This is a genomic window from Phycisphaerae bacterium, from assembly GCA_012729815.1.
Taxonomy (GTDB): domain Bacteria; phylum Planctomycetota; class Phycisphaerae; order JAAYCJ01; family JAAYCJ01; genus JAAYCJ01.
Genome location: JAAYCJ010000133.1, coordinates 25952 through 45507, shown reverse-complemented (window position 1 = coordinate 45507; position 19556 = coordinate 25952). Strand labels below are relative to the sequence as shown.

Annotated in this window: 13 protein-coding genes; 2 read left to right on the top strand and 11 right to left on the bottom strand. The window is 63.9% G+C overall.

Going from position 1 to position 19556, the window contains the following annotated elements:
• Positions 1 to 30 precede the first annotated feature (30 nt).
• The 3 genes from GXY33_09140 to GXY33_09130 all read right to left on the bottom strand — a co-directional run bounded on the left by GXY33_09140 (position 31) and on the right by GXY33_09130 (position 4525).
• Positions 31 to 579 (bottom strand): hypothetical protein, encoded by a 549-nt coding sequence (locus GXY33_09140; GenBank protein NLX05295.1) that lies wholly within the window; start codon positions 577 to 579, stop codon positions 31 to 33.
• A gap of 960 nt (positions 580 to 1539) precedes the next feature.
• Positions 1540 to 4080 (bottom strand): AAA family ATPase, encoded by a 2541-nt coding sequence (locus tag GXY33_09135; protein NLX05294.1) that lies wholly within the window; start codon positions 4078 to 4080, stop codon positions 1540 to 1542.
• A complete protein-coding gene (locus GXY33_09130; protein NLX05293.1) occupies positions 4070 to 4525 on the bottom strand; it encodes an Hsp20/alpha crystallin family protein in 456 nt (151 codons plus the stop codon). Before GXY33_09130 ends, GXY33_09135 begins: the two co-directional genes overlap by 11 nt.
• Before the next feature lie 205 nt (positions 4526 to 4730).
• Between GXY33_09130 and GXY33_09125 the strand changes: the two genes are divergently transcribed.
• Positions 4731 to 5891 carry a CBS domain-containing protein gene (locus GXY33_09125; protein ID NLX05292.1) on the top strand — a complete coding sequence of 387 codons (1161 nt, stop codon included), beginning with the start codon at positions 4731 to 4733 and terminating at the stop codon, positions 5889 to 5891.
• 78 nt (positions 5892 to 5969) lie between these two features.
• Here the strand turns inward: GXY33_09125 and GXY33_09120 are convergent, their stop codons facing one another.
• Positions 5970 to 6404 (bottom strand): DUF2267 domain-containing protein, encoded by a 435-nt coding sequence (locus GXY33_09120; protein NLX05291.1) that lies wholly within the window; start codon positions 6402 to 6404, stop codon positions 5970 to 5972.
• Between the two features lie 391 nt (positions 6405 to 6795).
• Between GXY33_09120 and GXY33_09115 the strand changes: the two genes are divergently transcribed.
• The gene (locus GXY33_09115) at positions 6796 to 7953 is read left to right on the top strand and encodes a hypothetical protein (protein ID NLX05290.1); all 1158 of its coding nucleotides are present in this window, start codon (positions 6796 to 6798) and stop codon (positions 7951 to 7953) included.
• A 95-nt stretch (positions 7954 to 8048) separates the two neighbouring features.
• Here GXY33_09115 and GXY33_09110 read toward each other — a convergent pair whose 3' ends face one another.
• The 7 genes from GXY33_09110 to GXY33_09080 all read right to left on the bottom strand — a co-directional run bounded on the left by GXY33_09110 (position 8049) and on the right by GXY33_09080 (position 19526).
• On the bottom strand, positions 8049 to 8774 hold the full coding sequence (locus GXY33_09110; GenBank protein ID NLX05289.1) for an ABC transporter ATP-binding protein: 726 nt from the start codon (positions 8772 to 8774) through the stop codon (positions 8049 to 8051).
• 12 nt (positions 8775 to 8786) lie between these two features.
• Positions 8787 to 10796: a peptide transporter gene (locus tag GXY33_09105; GenBank protein ID NLX05288.1), complete on the bottom strand. Its 2010-nt coding sequence runs from the start codon at positions 10794 to 10796 to the stop codon at positions 8787 to 8789.
• Between the two features lie 29 nt (positions 10797 to 10825).
• Complete coding sequence (locus GXY33_09100) at positions 10826 to 15550, bottom strand: hypothetical protein (protein ID NLX05287.1); 4725 nt, start codon at positions 15548 to 15550, stop codon at positions 10826 to 10828.
• 107 nt (positions 15551 to 15657) lie between these two features.
• Entirely contained in the window at positions 15658 to 16347 is a 690-nt protein-coding gene (locus tag GXY33_09095) for an ABC transporter ATP-binding protein (GenBank protein NLX05286.1), read from the bottom strand.
• Between the two features lie 213 nt (positions 16348 to 16560).
• On the bottom strand, positions 16561 to 18033 hold the full coding sequence (locus tag GXY33_09090; protein NLX05285.1) for an ABC transporter permease: 1473 nt from the start codon (positions 18031 to 18033) through the stop codon (positions 16561 to 16563).
• Positions 18034 to 18262: 229 nt separating this feature from the next.
• Positions 18263 to 18646: a PqqD family protein gene (locus GXY33_09085; GenBank protein NLX05284.1), complete on the bottom strand. Its 384-nt coding sequence runs from the start codon at positions 18644 to 18646 to the stop codon at positions 18263 to 18265.
• Positions 18639 to 19526: a hypothetical protein gene (locus GXY33_09080; protein NLX05283.1), complete on the bottom strand. Its 888-nt coding sequence runs from the start codon at positions 19524 to 19526 to the stop codon at positions 18639 to 18641. The genes GXY33_09085 and GXY33_09080 overlap by 8 nt, the downstream gene beginning before the upstream one ends.
• Positions 19527 to 19556 lie beyond the last annotated feature (30 nt).

Below are 19556 nucleotides of genomic sequence, written 5' to 3'. Positions count from 1 at the left end.
CACTGGCCGACCGCCAAAGAACGACGCTACCTATCCGATCGGCTCCAACAGATCGCCGTCGATCTCCATGACGGCGCCTTGGCCGAGCATACTGACTTCCAGAACGAGGCGTGCCCGATGGGTCCTCTGGACCACCACGCCCTCAAGCCCCTTGAATGCCCCCGCCTTCACGCGGCAGCGCGTGCCGACCGCGGCGTGCGGATATGGGTCCAGTTCGGCTTGGCCGGCCAGAGCCTGCTCGACGGCCGACAACTCGGCCACCAGTCGCCGCTGATCGGCCACATCGATGGTCTGGCACAGGCGGTTGGTCCGCAAAGCCCGGTGGCGGTCCTCATCGGCCCCGCAGAAGAATACGTAGGACGGAAACAGTGGCATCAGCACCCGACGCTTCCGCCCGCCCGAAATCTTGACCCGCTCGACCATGGGCAGGAAGTAGGCTACGCCCATCTCAAGTAAGTCCCAGGCAAAAGTCTTCTCGAACCGCGCCTTGGTGTGGCCTACCCACCAGTGACCGGCGAAGTCGTCAATCGGCCGGTCCTGCGGCGATTTGAGCGGCGGGTTTTCCGACAATTTCAACATTCCCGGCTATCCAGCAAAGCCGTCCGCGCGAACTCCGTCCCCGTCGGTGCACCGACGAGGTTCGCTCCTCATTCAATCTGTCAACCGACACCGGCTCGGAACCGTTTCGCCGGTCCGATCAGTCCGTGCGTCTGGCCGACCTCCGCCGCCTGTCGGGCAGCGGCAACGGCAACATTAAAAAGCCATCGCTCCGAGCAGACGAACCGCCGCGGAACGACGCTGCACCCTCGACGAGCGCACCTGTACGACCTCACGCGGTTGATTCAGCCAGTTGAAATCCCCCTCGACGCCCGGAAGGGCGACTGCTACACCCGCCGCAGGAGTGGCGGGCACTGTTCCGGCGATCTGTTCCATCGCGCCGGATCCGACATGCAGCCATGATCCGACGCCGCCAGGGGAATGACCTATGCTTCTCAGACGTTGTCTCACCTGTCAATCATCCTCTTGACCCGCATCCGTATCCATGCACTGGACCGCTCACAATCATCCCTGAAATCGTTGCCCTAGGTCTTCCAATCGTTGACCCTGTTGAACCGCACACATCCCCACCGGATACGTTGCTATCTCTACCTCTCGCGATCCAGCTCGTCGCTCTGGCGTCCCCGGCCCGTTCCCCTAGCAATGTAGGCTACAGTATTTTAATGTACGGGAAGTTTTTGTTTTCTGCAACAGAAAAGTTGCTCCCGACGTTCGAGAGTCGCTAGGCCCCTTCGCCCAGACCGTTGTGTAAGTCCGGAAACAACAAGACTATAGGACATATGCGGATTGCCATCGGGGTTTGCCGACCGGTGAACGCGGGAAATGCCCGATGGCCGGTTTGGCAGTTCTTCCTGCGGCGCAAGTGGATAGAAGCGCCAGGCGGGAAAACGCTGCCCGGAGGGAGGGTCGGCGCGTACCATTCGAGCGGACGACGCGTGTTCCATTCGCCTTGGAACTCACCGGGATACGCCCCCGCGACGGTCAGTGCGACGGCTGGTCGTCCGGCAGCCGGGGCGGCATGTCGGGCGGGGCCTCCACAGGTCCGGTAATCAGCCGGGCCCCTTCCCGAGGCGGCCCAAAGCTGCGAAGCTCCTCAGCCATTGTCCGCAGGCGGTGGTCCACCAGCCAGTGAAACGTCCCTTCCTCGTCGGGCGAACCGGCGCGGATGCCGCTGAGCACCTCCATGCCCTGATCGACGGTCTCGACCGGGTAGACGTGGAATCGCCCCGAACCGATCACCTCACGGACGTCGTCGCGGAGCAGGAGGTTCTTGACGTTGCTGGCGGGAATGCAGACCCCCTGCCGTCCGGTCAGGCCGGCTTCGCGGCAGACGTCGAAGAAACCCTCGACCTTCTCGTTGACCCCGCCGATGGCCTGGATCTGGCCCCACTGGTTGATCGAACCGGTGACCGCGATGTCCTGGCGCAGGGGCACGCCAGCCAGCCCGGAAAGCAGGGCATAGAGTTCGGTCGAACTGGCGCTGTCGCCGTCGATCCCACCGTAGTGCTGCTCGAAGGTGATACTGGCGGAAAGCGCTAAAGGCTTGTCGTCACCGTATTTATTGCGCAGGTAACCGGCCAGGATGAGTACGCCCTTGTCGTGGGTGCTTCCGGAGAGCTTGGCCTCACGTTCAATGTTGATGACCCCCTCGGAGCCCAATCCCAGCGAGGCGGTCACGCGGCTGGGCCGGCCGAAGGCATAGTCGCCGAAGTTCAGGACGGCCAGGCCATTGACCTGCCCGACCTTGCTGTCGGACGTGTCGATCAGCAGCGTGCCGTTGTTGATCAGTTCGCGGATCTTTTCGGCGATCCGGTCGGAGCGGAAGATCCGGCTTTGGAGGGCGTCGCGAACATCCTGGGCCTGCACGGCGCGGCCGTTGCCGTTGCGGGACGCGAAGAAGTTGGCCTCCCGGATCAGATCGGCGACCTCGGAGAAGCGGGTATACAGCTTGTCCTTCTGCTGAGCGGCGCGGGCGCCGAAACGTATGATCTCTCTGACCGCTTCGCGATCGAACGGTTTGAGACCTTCTTCACGAGTCAGCAGCGAGACAAAGCGGGCGTAGTCGTGCTGTTCCCGATCGCCTCTGGGCATCTCGGTGCCGAAGTCCGCCCGCACCTTGAAGATGGTGGCAAATTCCTGGTCGTAGAACCGCAGCATGTAGTAGAGCAGCGGCGAGCCGAGCACGATGACCTTGGTCTTGATCGGAATGGGTTCGGGCCTCAGGCCGCCGGTGCTGAAGGGAAACCAGGGCTCGTACGGCTCAAACTGGATCTCGCCGCTCTTGAGGGCGCGTTTGAGTTGCTTGTAGACAAACGGCTCGGTCAGGGCGTCCTCAAGGTTGAACACGAGGTACCCGCCGCTGGCCCTGAGCATAGCGCCGGCCTTGATCTGGGTGAAGTTGGTGCTCATGCGTCCGGTGCGGTCGATGGAGCGGTCAACGGTGCCGAAGAGGTTGCGGTAGGTCGGCACCTCCTCGACGATGATCGGTGCGGTCTCGGAATGGCTGTGATCGACGATGACGTTGACCTGGTATTCGACGAAGTCGGGCTCCGGCGGCTGGCCCAACATGAGACCGGGTATTCCGGTGGGTTGGCCGCCGCCCTGCCTGCCCGCCTCGCGGAAGTCGCCGAGGTCGTCCAGCACGTGCTCGGTGACGCGGTCGAGGTAGTCGAGGACCTCCTGGCGGTCGCGGTAGGAGTCTTTGAGGGCCTCGACCATTGGTTTGACCACGTAGGCCCCAAAGCGTCGTTCGACCTCGCGGACCTCGTCGCTGAGTTCGGACATCATGTGCCGGTGGCCGTCCATGATGCGGGCGGCCTCGCGGCTGAGTTCCTTCTGGGCCTCCTGGATGCGTTTCTGTTCCGCTTCGGGCAGACCCTGGAGTTCCTCCTCGGTCTCGGGCAGTTTGCCGTCGATCAACGGAATGAAGAAGAGCTGGCCCTGGGGCCCCGGTCGCAACTCGAACCCGCGATCCCTGGCCAGCGACGAGAGCCGCTCCATCTGCTGCTGGAATCGGGCCTGGTACTTCTCGCCCAAGCGTTCCTTTTCCTGGCCGAAGTCCTCCTGGCGAAACGCCTTGGGCAGCGATTCCTGGAGGCGTTCGACGAGCCGCTCCATATCCCGCTTGAGCTGGCGCCCCTTGCCCGGCGGCAGGCACATCGAGATCGGGCGGTCGGGCTCGTCGAAGTTGTTGACGTAGACCCAGTCGCAGGGCACCTCGCTGTCCTTGAGGCGGTCCTGAAGGCTCCGGCGGATGGTCTGAGTCTTGCCCGTGCCGGTCAGGCCGGAAACGTATATGTTGTAGCCCTGCTGGTCGATTCCGAGCCCGACGTCCAGCGAAGCCATGGCCCGCGGCTGGCCGATGACGCTGTCGAGCGGCTCCACGTCGGCGGTGGTGTCAAAGTCCAGCACGCCGCCGTCGACGTCCACGTCGGTCTCTTCCGCGGTCAGTTCGCGGAGCGGACCGGCCTCCTTCAAATCGCTTCGGGTGTACTCCCCCACCAATACGCGATCATCCCCCATGACGTTCCTCCTTATCGTATCTGCGCTTCGGCAGCGTCAGCGTCAGGACTCCGTTGGCGTATTTCTTCTCCATGGCCCCGGTATCGATGGGAAAGCGGAATTCGAAGGTCCGGGCGAACTGGCCCTCCGGCCGTTCGCAGACGTGCACGCATGTCCCAGCCGCCTGGGCGCGGTGCGGGCGCCGCCCCTTGACCAGGAGCCGCCCGTCGCGCACAGCGATGACGATGCTCTCCTCGTCCACTCCGGGCAGATCGATTTCGACAACAAAGGCGTCCTGCGTTTCCGTCACGTCCACTTCGGGCGCCCACTCGGCCCGTCCCCACGCCTGGTAGATCAACTCCTCGAACAGCGAATCCACAGCGCGACGGTACGAAGGGATTTGCCCGACGGAAAACCACTGACGGTGAACGATCCGGATGTCCCCACGGCTGTCCCCCGACCCCATAGGCTTGCTCCTTCCTCTTAAATATGTATTAATGCCAACGGAAACGGAATGCAAGGAAAAAGTCGTTTCGCGGCCGCCGGACCGCAGCGATGTGGGGTTTGTCTTGCTTTTTGGCTGCGCCTGGCGTATTGTGTTAATGGGGATCGCGTTACGCTGATGATTTTCAAGGGGGCCAAGCTGCCTTTCGAGAAGCGGGAGGAACGCCATGTTCGGAAGAGGGATTCATCTTTTCACCCTGTTCGGTTTCAAAGTGAGCCTCGACCTGAGCTGGTTGATTCTGGCGGTGCTGGTGACCTGGTCGCTGGCGGCTGGGCTGTTCCCGATGTGGTTCGAGGGTTTTTCCACCGCGACGTACTGGTGGATGGGTCTGGCCGGAGCGCTGGGCCTGTTCTTCTCTATCGTGTTCCATGAGATGAGCCATTCGCTGGTGGCCCGGCGCTACGGCATGTCGATGAAGGGGATCACGCTCTTTATTTTCGGCGGTGTGGCTGAGATGACGGAGGAACCGACTACGCCCAGAGGCGAGTTCTTCATGGCGGTGGTCGGCCCGATCTCGAGCGTCGTGATCGGCCTGGCCTGCTACGGTGTTTACCTGGGCGGTCAGGCGGCCAACTGGCCGGAACCGGTCAACGGCGTGCTGATCTACCTGGCGGTGCTGAACTGGATACTGGCGGGGTTCAACCTCGTGCCGGCGTTTCCGCTGGACGGCGGCCGCATCCTGCGGTCGATCCTCTGGGCGGCCAAGCGCAACCTGCGGTGGGCCACCCGCATTTCGTCGCAGATCGGCTCGGGTTTCGGCATCTTCCTGATCGTGATGGGCGTGCTGTTTTTCATCAGCGGCAACTTCATCGGGGGGGTCTGGTGGTTCCTGATCGGGATGTTCGTCCGCTCGGCCGCCCAGATGTCCTACCGCCAGCTCCTGGTGCGCAAAGCCTTTGAGGGCGAGGAGGTGCGGCGGTTCATGAAGGCCGACCCGGTGACCGTCTCGCCGGACATCACCACCAAGGACCTGGTGGAGAACTACTTCTACCGCCACCACTACAAGATGTTCCCGGTGACCCGCGACGGCCATCTGGTCGGCTGCGTCAACTCATCGCAGATCCGCCAGGTGCCGCGCGAGGAGTGGTCGGAGCATCGGGTTGACGAACTGGCCGAGTCATGCCTCGAAGAGAACACCATTCCGCCCGACGCCGACGCTGTGCAGGCGCTCTCGAAGATGAATCAGACCGGCAAGAGCCGCTTGATGGTCGTCGAAGGCGATCGGCTGGTCGGGGTGATCGCGTTGAAGGACATGCTGCGGTTCCTCTCGATCAAGATGGACCTGGAGGGTGAAGGCGAGAGGCTCGGGCGAGACGAAGAGGAATAGACGCACCACATCGTCAACGGTCCGCGTCGCCGTTTGGCTGCACGTTTGGTCCGAGATGCTTTTGCCCAACTCGGCCGGTCAGACTTTCCGCGGCCAGAGCTGCTGGATTTCCTTGGGCAGCATGTTGACCACGTCCTCGACTTCGCCCTCGGAGATGCGATTCCCGATCACCCCGAACACGGCGCTGCAGATGCATTTGCCGTCGATGTCAGGGTAGTTGACGAAGTAATCGGCCACGACGCCGGCGAATTCGTCCACGTCGCGGATCTTGACCGGCTTGTCCGCGGGCGTCCAGCCCTCGTAGTACAGGCCGCGGATCAGCATGGGAAGTTGGGCGCCCAGGTGCACCGCCTCATCGACGGTCAGGCGGTCGCGAAGCGTGTGCAACACCGCCCGCAGCGCCACGTACGCCCGCTGCTCGTCCTCCCAATCCATCTGTCGGCGGATATCCTCGAGCCAGTGGTGCGTCTTCTGCAGCGTGGATTCGAAAATCTCGTGGGTCTTGAGCGTCATGGAAGGCCCCCTTTCAGAGTACGGACTTCACCTCCACGCCCAATTCTTAGCCGTCTGAGGTGGAATCTCAAGCAACTCGCATCCGACGTTCCGGATTCGGAGAACGGCTTGGGCGTCTACGGGAACCGCACATTCCCGCGTCCCTCCTGCGGCGTATCGATGGCCGGCGAAAGGGTGGCACTGAAATTCAATAACAGGCACTTGACCCGCGACCCGTCCGCAGACGACGAATGCGATTGCCGTGGGTCATTCGCTTGCAAGACGGCGTCCACATCGGATATAATTGGTGTCGTGGGGAATGGTACGGTACACATCGGACGCGCCAGACGGTATGGTATCGAAAGGTCTTTGCTCAAAGACCGGTTAATCCATCTTTTCGAGGGGTCATACCATGAATCTGTTGCAGATCGACGAACTCAAGACACTGATCGAGCAGGCCGAATCTCCGTGCGTCTCAATCTACATGCCGACGCATGAGGCGGGGCAGGAGACGCAGGAGGACCCGATCCGCCTGAAGAATCTGCTGCGACGGGCGGAGGGACAGCTTCAGGAAATGGGCATGGCGGCCGAGAAGGCCGGATCGCTGCTGAAGCCCGCCTCGGACCTGTTGCTCGACAGCATCTTCTGGCGGCACCAGAGCGACGGGCTGGCCATCTTCGTCTGTCCGGGCTTCTATCGGCACTACCGGTTGCCGCTGAGTTTTCGCGAGGTCGTGATTGCCGGTTCGCACCTGCACCTTAAGCCCCTGATGCCGCTGTTCACCGGCGACGGGCGGTTCTACGTGCTGGCGATGAGCCAGAACGGGACGCGGATCCTGCAAGGCACCCGCTACAGCGTTCGTGAACTGCGGGCCGACGAACTGCCGGCCAGCCTGGCCGAGGTGCTGCGGTTCGACGTGGCGGAAAAGCAGCTCCAGTTCCACACCGCTCCGCAAGCCCGCGCGGGCACTGGAGACGCTATATACCACGGCCACGGCAGCGGCATCGACGACGCCAAGCACAAGAAGGATCTGCTGCGGTACGTCCAGGCGATCGACCGCGGCCTGCAGAAGATGTTCGCGACGGACAAGGCCCCGCTGGTGATCGCCGGAGTCGAATACCTGCAGGCGATCTACCGCGAGGCCAACTCGTACCCGCACCTGGTGCCGGAAGGGATCGCGGGCAGTCCCGACAAGCTCTCGGCCAGACAGCTTCACGAGCGGGCCTGGCAGATCGTCGAGCCGATCTTCACCCAGGGACTCGATGACGCCATCGGCCAGTACGGCCGGCTGGCCGGCACCGAACGGGCCTCGACCGACATCAGCACCGTGCTGCCGGCCGCCCTACAGGCCAGAAACCAGTACCTGTTCCTGGCCCCGAACCATCAACAGTGGGGACGCTTCGACCCGCAGGCCGGAACCGTCGAACTGCACGAGAAGCCGGCCCGCGGCGACGAAGACCTGGCCGACCTGGCCGCCATGTACACGCTTCTGAACAACGGAACGGTCTACGCGGTGGATCCGGGCAAGCTGAACAACGGCCACCGCATCGCCGCGGTGTTCAGGTACTGAGACGCATCGCCGAGCGTAACGCCGGACCGGTCCGCCGTCGTTGGGCCGGTCCGGCTTCTCTCTGCGCCGGACAGGCTGAGCCGGCTACGCGGGCGTCATTTCACCGTGCCGAGGCGGATGTTGACATCTTCGCGGCGTTCGAGGCGGTCGATCGCTCCGTCCTTGATCCAGAGGATGCGATCGGAGATGTCGAGCATCTTATGGTCGTGCGTGGCGGTGATGACGGTCACGCCGGTCTCGCGGCTGAGCTGCTTGAGCAGGCCGATGATCTCCTCGCCGGTGTGCAGGTCGAGGTTGCCGGTGGGCTCGTCGGCGAGGATGATGGCCGGCTGATTGGCCAGGGCCCGGGCGATGGCCACCCGCTGCTGCTGGCCGCCCGACAGCTCGTCCGGCCGGTGGGTGACGCGATGGCCGAGGCCCACCTGGGCCAGGACCTCCTTGGCCCGCTCGACCGCCTCGTCATAACTCCTGCCGCTGAAGATCATGGGCAGCGCCACGTTGTCGATGGCGTTATAGGCGGGGATCAGGTTGAACGTCTGGAAGATGTAGCCGATGTGGTTGCCGCGGAAGTAAGCCAGTTGCCGGCTGGTGAGCTTGGTCAGGTCCACCCCAGCCACCGTAACCTGTCCGCTGCTGGGACGATCCAGGGCCCCGATCATGTTGAACAGCGTGCTCTTGCCGGAACCGGAAGGCCCCATGATCGAGAGGTACTCGCCGCGAAAGATGTCGAGGCTCACGTCCTTCAGGGCTCGGACCACGATCTTGCCGAGGTTGAAGGTCTTGTTCAGGTTCCGGATTTCGATCAGATTTTCGTCGCTCATTACGCTATCCGTCTAGAACGGCATTTGAATGACGGCCTTGCTGAGGAACGTGATGCCCACGCCGACGGTGGTGATCAGCCCCTGCCCGCAGAAGAAACCCGCCGCCACCACCGGGATGTACTGCCGCCACTTGAGTCCCAGCTTCCGCTGGAAATAGTAGCGTCCGATCAACGCCCCGATGAACTGCGGAATGATGGCGTGCGGCATCGCCTGGCCCAGGCCGCGGATAAAGCCGTAGATGAAGAACACCGGCGTTCCGAAGAACGTCATCACGGCGAAGAGACTCAAGCCAAATCCCGCCCCGGCCGCCACGTACCAACCCTTGAACGCCTCCTCGAAGATCGAGAAATCGCCCAGCGTCGAGGAGTACATGATGCTGCGATTGGCGGCGTCGAGTTCCCACCATTCCTGGGCGAAGGGATACACCGCCGAAGGCACCTCAGCCAGACCCCAGATGAAGTTGGCGAAGAAGATCGAGGTCAGCAGGATGATCGGGTAGAGGATGATCTGGGCCTTCCAGATGCTGGTGAACTTGGTCCCGGTCAACTCGCACTGGCGGTAGAAGACCGTCATCGACCCGTAGTTGGCCATCGGAATCGGTATGAACCATACCGCCACGCCCTGGTACCCGCTGAGAATCAGGCTGGCCTCGCGGATCATCGGAATTTCGACCACCTGCCCGACCATGCCCTCAAGACGGGCGGTCACGTAGCTGATCAGCGGCGTGTAGACGAAACCGAGGAAGAACAGCACCACCATCACCCACGGATGCCAGTCGATCAGGAAGCCCGAGACGATGATGTACGCCATGGTCACGATGATGTATGACGCGACGATCAGCCACCCCTTGATGTCGCCGCGGCCCTTCGGCACGGCGGAGGCTTGTCGGACCGAGACGCCCTGTTCCCGGGCCTCGCGACGGCGTCGCTTGATCCCTTTGTAGACTTCCCAGAAACCGGCCCCCGCGATCGCGATGGAAATGCCGATCCCGAAGCTGAAGTAGAAGTCCACGTTGTTGACGAACAGCGTCTCGATCGTCCCTTGGTCCCGCGTCCACGAGTGGAGAATCCGGATGTCCGGGTGGTGCAGGATCGGGTTGACCACGAACGTCGCCACCAGGGCGATGAAGCTGCCGAGCATCCCGAAGAACGGCAGCACCATGCCGGTGATGAGCTGGCCGAAGTCCCAGCTCATGCCGGTCGCCACCGCGGGCAGCCAGTCGGCCGTCTTGGTCGTAAAATCGCTCCACGGGATCGGGAAGATCATGATCGGCTCGCCGGTCAGCGCGCCGGTCAGCGTCGGAAGCAGCAGGTAGACCGCGCCGAACGCCAACCCCAACGCCCCACCGATCGCGAACACCCGCCATCGCCAGTTGCCCTCGGATCCCTTCTCAGCCTTCTCGTCAATGTCCTCAGCCAGGGCCAGAATGCCCTGGGCCCCGATCGGGGCCATCGGGAACGGCAGCTTTTCAATGTCGCTGGTCAGCCGGAACAACCCGTAACCCAGCACCATGTTGTTAAGCTGCCCGAAAAACGCCCCGAAAATCAACAATCCGATCGCGGGCAGCCAGTCCCAGTGGAAAAACGTCCGCGACGCGTATGACGGCGAATCCGCTGCGGGAGCGAACCAGGTGGGCAGCAATTCAGCGATGCCCATGTTGATCGCCGAGTCGCTGCGAACGTAGAACTGATTCCACAAGAGACCCTGAATCTGGCCGCCCATGCCCACGCTGAGCATCATCGCCCCGGCCATGAAGAACAGCACGAACACCTCAGCCCCTTTGAGCTGCCGGTGGGCCCGACGCGCGACCTCGATGAACAGGATCACCGTCACCCACTGGGCGGCCGGCCCGATCCCCTGCCCGGCCAGCAGGGCCATGTACATCGCACCGGGCACCATCAGGAACCCGATGAACAACGCGCCGAGGAACGACGACCAGTTAAAGCCGTCCTCGAAGGTGGACGGGGCCTGCATGACCCCGCGAAACTCTTCCAGTTCCCTATCGATGCGTTCCTTTGCCATTGCCTGAAGGCCTCACTGCAATCGCGCCGTCAACTCCTCGCCGCGCCGCCGCTTGTTCCCAACTCCGCCAGCACCCGGTGGCGGTACATCTCCATCGTCTCGTGAGGCAGCGACCGCCAGATCAGGAACTGCTTGCGCAGGTCGTCGAGCAGCACCTTGTTGAGCCGCCGCCAGTCCTTCGGCTGGCCCGACTTGCGGACGAGCCGGATCTTGACCTCGTCGATCCCCTGAATCTCGCTGGGCGCACTGGACAGCTCGAACCGCTGGGTGACTCCCAGGTCGAACGGAGCCAGCGCCACCTCGCTGCTCAAACCCAGGCTGCCGTTGCGGCGCACCAGTGCGGTGCCCCGCGCCATGAATACGCCCAGCCCGGTGTCGCTGTAGTTGTCGAAGTGTTCTTTGAGGAAGCTGACCACGCCGGTAATGTCGTATTCCGACACGGTGAACGGAAACACAATGTCAAAGACGTCGCCGTCCGGGCTCGGCAGCCGCCACGAACGCAGGATGCCCGGGTTGGCGCTGCGAGACGCCTTGATCGCCGGGTAGATCGCCGAGATCAGCACCGTGCACATTACGATCAGGATGGTCACCACCGCGTTGGTCGACGAGTAGTTCATCTCCGGCACGCGGACCAGACCATAGCCGGCCAGCACCGAGAGAATCTTGAGCGACCCCTGGGCCAGCATGTACCCGCCAAGCCCGCCGATCACCGAATAGACCATCGCCTCGGCAAAGAACAGGCCCGCCACGTGCGGCGGCGCCAGACCCAGGGCGCTGAAAGTGTAGATTTCCTTCTCGCGGTCGGCGACCGATCCCAGCATCGTCCCGAAGATCACCAGACCGCCCAGCAGGATCGGGAACAGCAGGTCCTTGGCCCCGCTCGCCTCGACCACCGGACCCAGCAGGTGCCGATAGACCCCGTCCTGCCGGGTGGCGCTGACCGGGATCGGCATGATCCGCGCCAGGTCCTCAGCCGCCTCGATCGCCGCCTTCGGGTTCGCGGTGTACAGCGAAATCGCCCGCAGCGACGCCCCCATCCGCATCGCCGCTGCGTTCCCCGTAATCACCACTGAGTCGATCGGCAGCGTGGACCAGTTCTGGCGGTACTGGATGATCAGCGGGTCTTCCTTGACCATCTCGTCCATATCCTCCGTGGTGGTGCTCTTGAGCTCCACCAGGTCGACGGGCAGAATATCGCTGTCGTCCATGTCGCGGGTGATCGACACCTTGACCGGGTCCAGCAGCTTGCCCACCTCCAGCCGCTGTCCGCCGATCAGAACGTGATCGCCCGGCGCGACCTTCAGCCGCTCGGCCACCGCCTGCGTCATCCAGACCCGCTCGCCCATCTCCTGGACGCCCAGCAGCTCGGTCAAATCCTCGCGGTGCGCCAACTCGCGATCGTCAAGCCCCAACACGCCCCGCAACGCCACCACCTCGGTCCCGTCCTCGCGCGAGACCAGCGGCCCGGTCACCTGGTTCTCAGCCTCCGGAGAAAGCCAATAGCGCCGACACACGGTGGCGCTCTTGCCCCACCGCCCCATCAGCACGTCCTGGACCTCCGGGTTCATCTCGCGCCAGTTCACGTGGTGCATGAACGCGCCCGAATAGCCCGGCGTGGGCATCACGAACAGCGTGATGATCCCCTTCTCCGTTCCGAACGAGGCAAAGCACAGGATCGTGAAGGTCAGCAGGATAATCGTCACCGCGGTCAGCGCCGTCCGCAGCGGACGCCGACGCATGGTCGAAATGCCCATCGCCATCGCCGCCATGATCGTGCCGAACCGCGAAACGTCGGCCGCGTGCACCGTCGAGGTCAAACCCTGAAGCACCTTCAGCTCCACCTCGAACTTGCGCATGATGATGAAGATCACCAGCGACGAAAGCACCACCACCGCGAAACCCAGGAAGATGATGATCGGGGTCTTGGACACCGCGAACGCCGGGTGCGTGAAGAACAGCACCAGGAACGTCAAGGTGAAGATGAAGACGAACCACAGGATCTGCCGGTAAACGTTGGTCGAGCCGATCAGCAGCCGCTCCAACGCGAACGCGAACGGCACCGACAGGGCCAGCAGCACCAGCACCGCCCGCACCAGGTCGTCCAGCGTCTTGCGCGTATCGACGTAAACCGGCAGCTCAGCCATGCCGCACGAGGCGGCCAGGGCCTCGCCGACCTCGATCGGCTCGGTCCCCTCGGCCGCCGTCATCAGGTCTTCCGAGCGGCCGTGCAACTCCTCGATCGAACTGTTCATGATGTCCCGCGACCGCAGCACCGCCAGACGCGCCTCGTTGAGCCGCCAGAGGTCCGAACTAAACCGCCGGCTCGCGTCCACCGTCATCCACGGGTCGTCGGTGGGCAGTCCGTCGCCAAGGTACTGATCGTCCTTGATCAGGTCCCGGTAGTTCCCCTCCAGCGACTCGGGACCGTTGACGAACAGGGCCTGCGACCGCTCGCCGAACACCTTGACCGATCTGACCTTGTCCTCGCAGTACCAGAACACCACGCCGTCGGAGGTGGCGAAAAAGGACTTGGACGGATCGAGCAGGCTGTTACCCATGCCGTCCAGCGGCTTGGCCTCCAGGATCTCCAGCAGCGGCGGCAACAGCACCCGGCCCCACCGGCAGGGGAACATTTCCAGCCGCGTCTGAGCCTCGATGGCCGACTCCTGTGTGCTGGCGTACGTGGGAAGCCCGCGCGAATCGAACATGAGGGCCATACCGCTGGGTAGCAGCGCCAGGTCGATGATCGGACCGAAGGCGTAGCAGCCGTTCTGGTCGGTCAGCATCACCTGAAAGTTGTCAAAACCGTACGATTTGCAGGGTTGGTACATGTAGCGGGCGCCCGGCTGAGGCGGCAGCTTGACCACCGCCCCGGTCATCGGCTTGGTCGGCATCGAGCTGCCCGGAGGCTTGCCCATTGCCATCGCCCCTTCGGCGCGGTTGCCGCTGAATTGCGGCCAGATGTATCCCCGTTCCTGCGCCACCGATCTGTGCTGCGAGAGCCCCTCCTCGCTGGCCACCGCCCCCAGCAGTTCCGAAGCCTCCCCGATCTGGCTCGCCATCCGCGCCAGGTCAAGCCGGTCCAGCGTGTCGTCCGGAGTGCCCTCGCGCGACAGGTCCTCCTGGACCGTACCCAGGGCCAGGTTGTAGATGCCCATCCGCCCGGCGATCTCCCCGCTGTGGATCAGAAAGGGCGCGGTCAACAGCAGCCGCGGAGCGCTCAGCATCCCGTCGGCCGAGGCCCGCTCGAAACTTCCAATCTCACGTCCGCCCGCCTTGAGGCCGTCGCAGGCCGCCAGGAAGTCCCGCTGAACGCTGCTGTAAAGGCCCGGGTTATCCTTGTCCGAATGGAAGTACGAGTCGCCTCCGATCAGCAATCCCCAGCGGGCCGTCGCGTCGCCGAACAGGAACGAGGTGTGCAGGCAGATCCAGTCGTCGCCGATCAACTCATTGAGCCGGACGTCGGCGTCAAGACCCCCCTCGTCGAAGTCGAGTTGGACCATCCGAATGCGGATGTCCTCGCGGACCTCGTCGAAGACCTGGTCGAATTCATCGCGAAGGTTCTGAGCCACCGGCGCCTTGGTATCCAGAAGAGCCCGGCGCACGTCGTTCCACTCGTCCTTGCGCTGCTCCGCCTCGTCGATCCGGGCCTGGATTTCCTGGTACTTCGGCGAGTCATTCTCAAGCGCCTGCCGCTGCTCGCGAAGCCCGGCCAGCCGGTCGGTCAGGTCATAGGCGTGTTCCTCAGCCTTCCGCTCGAGCCGCTCGGTCAGTTCTCCACGCACCGCGGACGGGGCAACGGCCTGGAGGGGCTCGGCCTGGGCAAGCACCTTTTCGATCGCGGTCAGAAAACTCCGCTCACGATCCAGATAGCCTTGGCGGGCTTCGGTGGTCACCTTCGCATGCCGTTTGTCCAAGGCCCGGTAGAACGCGCAGCTTCCCATGTGCCCGCGGGCCTGGGCGTCCAGAAACGCGACCAGCACGTGCCGCCTCGGGCGGTTGGTCTTGATGTGCTCGGCGAACGCGAGCAACCCGGCGCAGTTGGCCGCGCCGCGGGCGCCGGGACTGATCTGCGGCGCCTCGCCAAAACTGTCCAGGTTGGCCGCCGCCACCAGCACCTCATCAGCCCCCATCGCGAACCGCGGGTCGGTCCCGCGGAAAAATCCGAACACATTGCGCCCGGCCACCCGCTCCCAGACCACCTCGCTGTGGATGGTGGCCTTGGCCCCTTCGGGCAAGTCCTGCCGCGAACCGTTATAGTAGAACCGCAGCAGGTTGGTGTCGGCGGACAGCACGTGCGACTCCGAGGCCCGCAGGTCGCCCTCGCGGACGAAGATCACCGCCTTGGCCCCCAACCGAAACGCCCGCAGCCACTCCCGGCCGCTGTTGTAGTCGAGCACGACGATGCACCCGCGCGGGCTGCGGGTTCCGTAGTGCTCGGGCCGCCCGGTCCCGGCGTGGAGGATCGGCCCCGTGATCCCGCCCTCCGGAGTCACCGGCGGCACGATCCCGTTCGGGCGGATCGCGAACAGCTCCAGCCGCCGCGTCCCGCCGTCCTCGCCGCCGGCGATCTGAATCTCGCAGCGGTTGGTTCGCGTCTGGGCCGCGGGAAATTCCTGGACCACCACCGCGTCGGCCCCGATCCCCTCAAGCCGCCCACGAACGTATTCCGCCGCCTGACGGTACTCCTTGGTTCCGGTCAGCCGATGGGGCGAGGCGGTCAGCTCGGCGCAATCCTTCTGAAACTGCGCCACATCCGCGCGCCCCCGCGCCACCGGAATCACAGACAGCGCGATCGCAACGGCAATCGCCGCGCTCCGCGAGAGGGTCCCATTCGTGTTGGTCGTTTTCCGCATGGTCTCTAGTGCTCTTCGTCGTCGATCGCTCCGACCTCGATGTGGACCTCGTCGCGCCGGGCGATCCGCTCGATCTGCCCGTCGCGAATCCACATCAGCCGGTCGCAGATGTCCAGCATCCGGTGGTCATGGGTCGCGCAAATGATGGTCACGCCCCGCTCGCGGTTCAGCCGCTGAAGAATGGTGAGAATCTCCCGCCCGGTGTGCAGGTCCAGGTTGGCCGTCGGCTCGTCGCACAGCAGAATGCTCGGGTTGTTGGCCATCGACCGGGCGATCGCCACCCGCTGCTGCTGGCCGCCGGACATCTCGATCGGGCGATGGAACCACCGCTCCTTGAGGCCCACGATCTCCAGCAGCGACATGCCGCGAACCCGCGCCTCGTCCGGACCGACTCCGGCGAACGCCATCGGCGTGGTCACATTCTCCAACGCCGTCATGTACTGAATCAGGTTGTAGCTCTGAAAGATGTAGCCGATCTTGCGGCAGCGCAGAAACGCCAGCTCCACCGCCGTCAACTGCGCCACGTCCACCTCGTCGATGAACACCCGCCCGCTGGTCGGGCTGTCCAGAGCCCCGATCATGTTGAAAAACGTGCTCTTGCCTGAACCCGACGGCCCCATCACCGAGATGAACTCGCCGGTGTAGATCTCGACGTTGACCCCTCGCAGGGCCTGCGTCTCGACCTCCTTCTGCATATAGGACTTCTTTAACGCGATCGCCCGGATGATGACCCGCCGCTCATCGCCGCCGGACCTGGCCGCCGGTTGCGGCTGGGTCTGGGCCACAGTCGCGACCTGCGCCGTTCCGCCCTTTTCGCTCGATGTCCTGGTTGCTTTGTTTTTCTTCGCCATCGTCAACCGCACTTGGGTTTGGTGACCGAAGCCCTCCGAGGCCCCGGATCCGTTTCGCTACTCGATGCGCATCGCCTCCATCGGCGCAAGCCGCGCCGCCTTGAACGAAGGATAGACCGCCGCGACCGCCGCCAGCACCACGCCCACCACCGTGGCTGCAATCGCCGCCGCCGTCAGGTCGCCCGCCGGAGTCGCGCCGAACATCAATGATCCGAACGAGCCGATCATCCGGCCCAAAGCGATCAGCACGCCGCCGACCGCTCCCATCACGCCGCCCACCACGCCCAACAGGGCCGCCTCGAGCACGAACATCAGCATGATCGAACCGTCCAGCGCCCCGAGGCACTTGAGCGTCGCGATTTCCCGAAACCGTTCCGTCACCGACATCAGCATGGCGTTGGCGATGCCGACCACGCAGACCAGCATCGAGACCAGCATCAGCCAGGTCATCCGTTCGCCGACGCCCAGAAATCCGCCGCTCAGGTCGCCGCCCAGATGCTCAGCCCGCACCAGGCTCGCGAACTCAGCGTCCACGCCCGCCAGTTCCACTGTCCGCTCGACGGTCAGGCCCGCCGTGTCCAGTTCACCCTCCCGCATCTTCGCCAGGTACCACTCGGCGTTCTCGCGGCTGCCCACGAAATCCCAAAGCGTCTGAACCGTCACGTCCGCCGGCAGCACGTCCAGCCGGGATGACAGCGCCTTGCGTATCGCCGGTTTGTTCACGCTGTCCTCGAGAATGCGAACGTCCACCATCCGCCGCGCCTCGCGGGCCACCGCGCCGGCCTCATCCTCACCGAGTCGAAAACCCGCCGCCCGGACCGCCTGGCCGAACTGACCCGTCGCGTCGGTCAGCGCGTCCACCACCGGACGCCCATCCAGAACCTCCCGCACCTGCCGGATGGCCTGCCGACGACCCTCCCGAATCCGCTGAACGCGGCCTTCGATCTCCGGCCACTGACCCACGAAATCCCTGAACTGCTCAATCGTTCCCGGAAACCGCACCGACTTCATGCCGGCCAGGGCGTCCTCGAACCGCTCCATCCGACCGGTCTCACGGAGGCTTCTGAAGATATCCGAACCCTCGGCGCCGGCGACCATCCGGCGTCTCCGGCCGTAGTCCAGCTCGCCGAAGAACGTCAGGTACTCCGCCGCCCGGCAAACCTGCTCGTGAACTGCCTGCATCTCGCCGGGGTCGAATCCGGCCAGGACCTGCGATTCCTGGTAGAGTGGAGAATCCGGCTCGGCCTTGCCCAGATTCAAAATGATGTCCTCGGCTGTGCCCGGCACCGAAAGCCGCGCAGCCCAGACCGCCGCGTGCCGCAGTTCGCGCAGGCGATCGGCGCTGTTCTCCAGCACCGATTTACGGATCAGACTCTCCCCTACGATATTCATCAGAAAGGCCACCGCCACCGCAATGACCACCACCGTCACCAGCGAGCGAAACAGCCGATAGCGAATCCCGATGATGGTGATCGAAAGGGTTCGAGAAAACCCCATCGTCGGCTGCTGCTGAATGTCGATGACCTTCATTAAGTTCTGGTTCCTGTCGGTGTCGCGTGTCCTATCCGAGCACCAGGGGCCTTCGCTCCTGCGGCGTCGCCCATCCACCTCGTCCGACGGTCGGACAGGCCCTCCAGCATACCTCGCAACTCCTTCGAGAGCAACCGGTTAAATGCCCGCCATGCTGCCTCTGACGGGGCCGGACCGAAACATCACTGCAACTGCTCAGACTTCACCGCCGCAGCGGTCGCTGACCGCATCAAGCCTCTTCTACCATCGCCAACGCACCGCGCTGCACCAAAAGACGCAAATATCCGGTGATCGAAACGCGGGATTCGTGAAAAGACAGGCTATGGCGGGCGGCGAAGCAATCGGTCACCTCCTCAACCGTCCGACGGCCGTCGCACAAATCCCATACTTCCGCCCCCAGCCCTTCGAGCACCAGGGACTTGCTCGCCGCGGGCCGGACCATCCAGGAAATCGGCGGAAACAGATACCACGGCCGAAGGTTGGGAATCGCGATCCGCAGGCAGCCGTCGCTGCAGGCCGACACCTTGGCCGCTGCGTTCCGCACCGGCCGGGCCAGCAGCATCTTTTGCCACGACTGGTCCGGTTCCTGTGCCGTTACTTTTCTTTTAGCCATAAGTCTCGCTCAAGCTTTTGCAGCAACAGAGCCGGCCGCCGGCCAGGGGAAGATTGTCGGAGGTTCTGGCGGTCGGCCGCCGCTCGGAAATCCGGTAGAGACGGCCGTCGGTCGGACAAATCCACGCCGCCGTCCGGTAGCAGCCCCCCCTGCCGAACCAGCTTCGACCGCCTCGACGGTTCGTCGAATCCACCAATACCGTTTCAATCTGGTGATCGGCAATCCGGTCCGTAGCAGCCTGCGGCTCGCGCGCCTCGACTTCAAGCCGGCCCAGCAGCCACTCGCGCACCGTCCCATTCAGCCAGTGCGAGACCATGCCGATACGCTCGAAGGTCTCGCGGAACTTCTCGGAATTCGGCCGGCCGAAGACCAGCTTCGCCAGACCCGGTTCGACCTGGCAATCCTGAAGGCTCAGATCGTCCGAAGCCAGCACGTTCATCCCAAACGCCCGCCACGGCCGTAGACCGTCTGATCGGACCGGCTCTTCGCCGATGCTGGCGAGCACCAACCGTTCCAGTCCCTTGTCGCGGTCCTGCGGCCAGACAAAGACCGCCTCGAGCAGCAGCGACTCGGTCGGTGCGTACCATCCAAACCGGCTTGTCATCTGCGACCCGATCCGTCCCTCGAGCCCCTGCCAGCCGGCAGTGGCGATTCGCCGGCTGTTCTCCATCCCCCGCTCGCGCTCCAGCTTGGCTTGGTAATCCGAGAGCATCCGGTTGTAGTCCGGCGGACCGATCACCTTGCGCCAGCTCAGCTCCAACCGAAACTGATACCGGTCGGCGAAGCCGCACCGGCCCACGTCCGTCTTCCGCGAAAACTGGAGCATCTCCCAGTCGTCGGGAAGCTCAATCCGAATATGCCGCCATGTCCATAACGTCATTCACACCGCCCGATCGTCGGCCATCAGTCT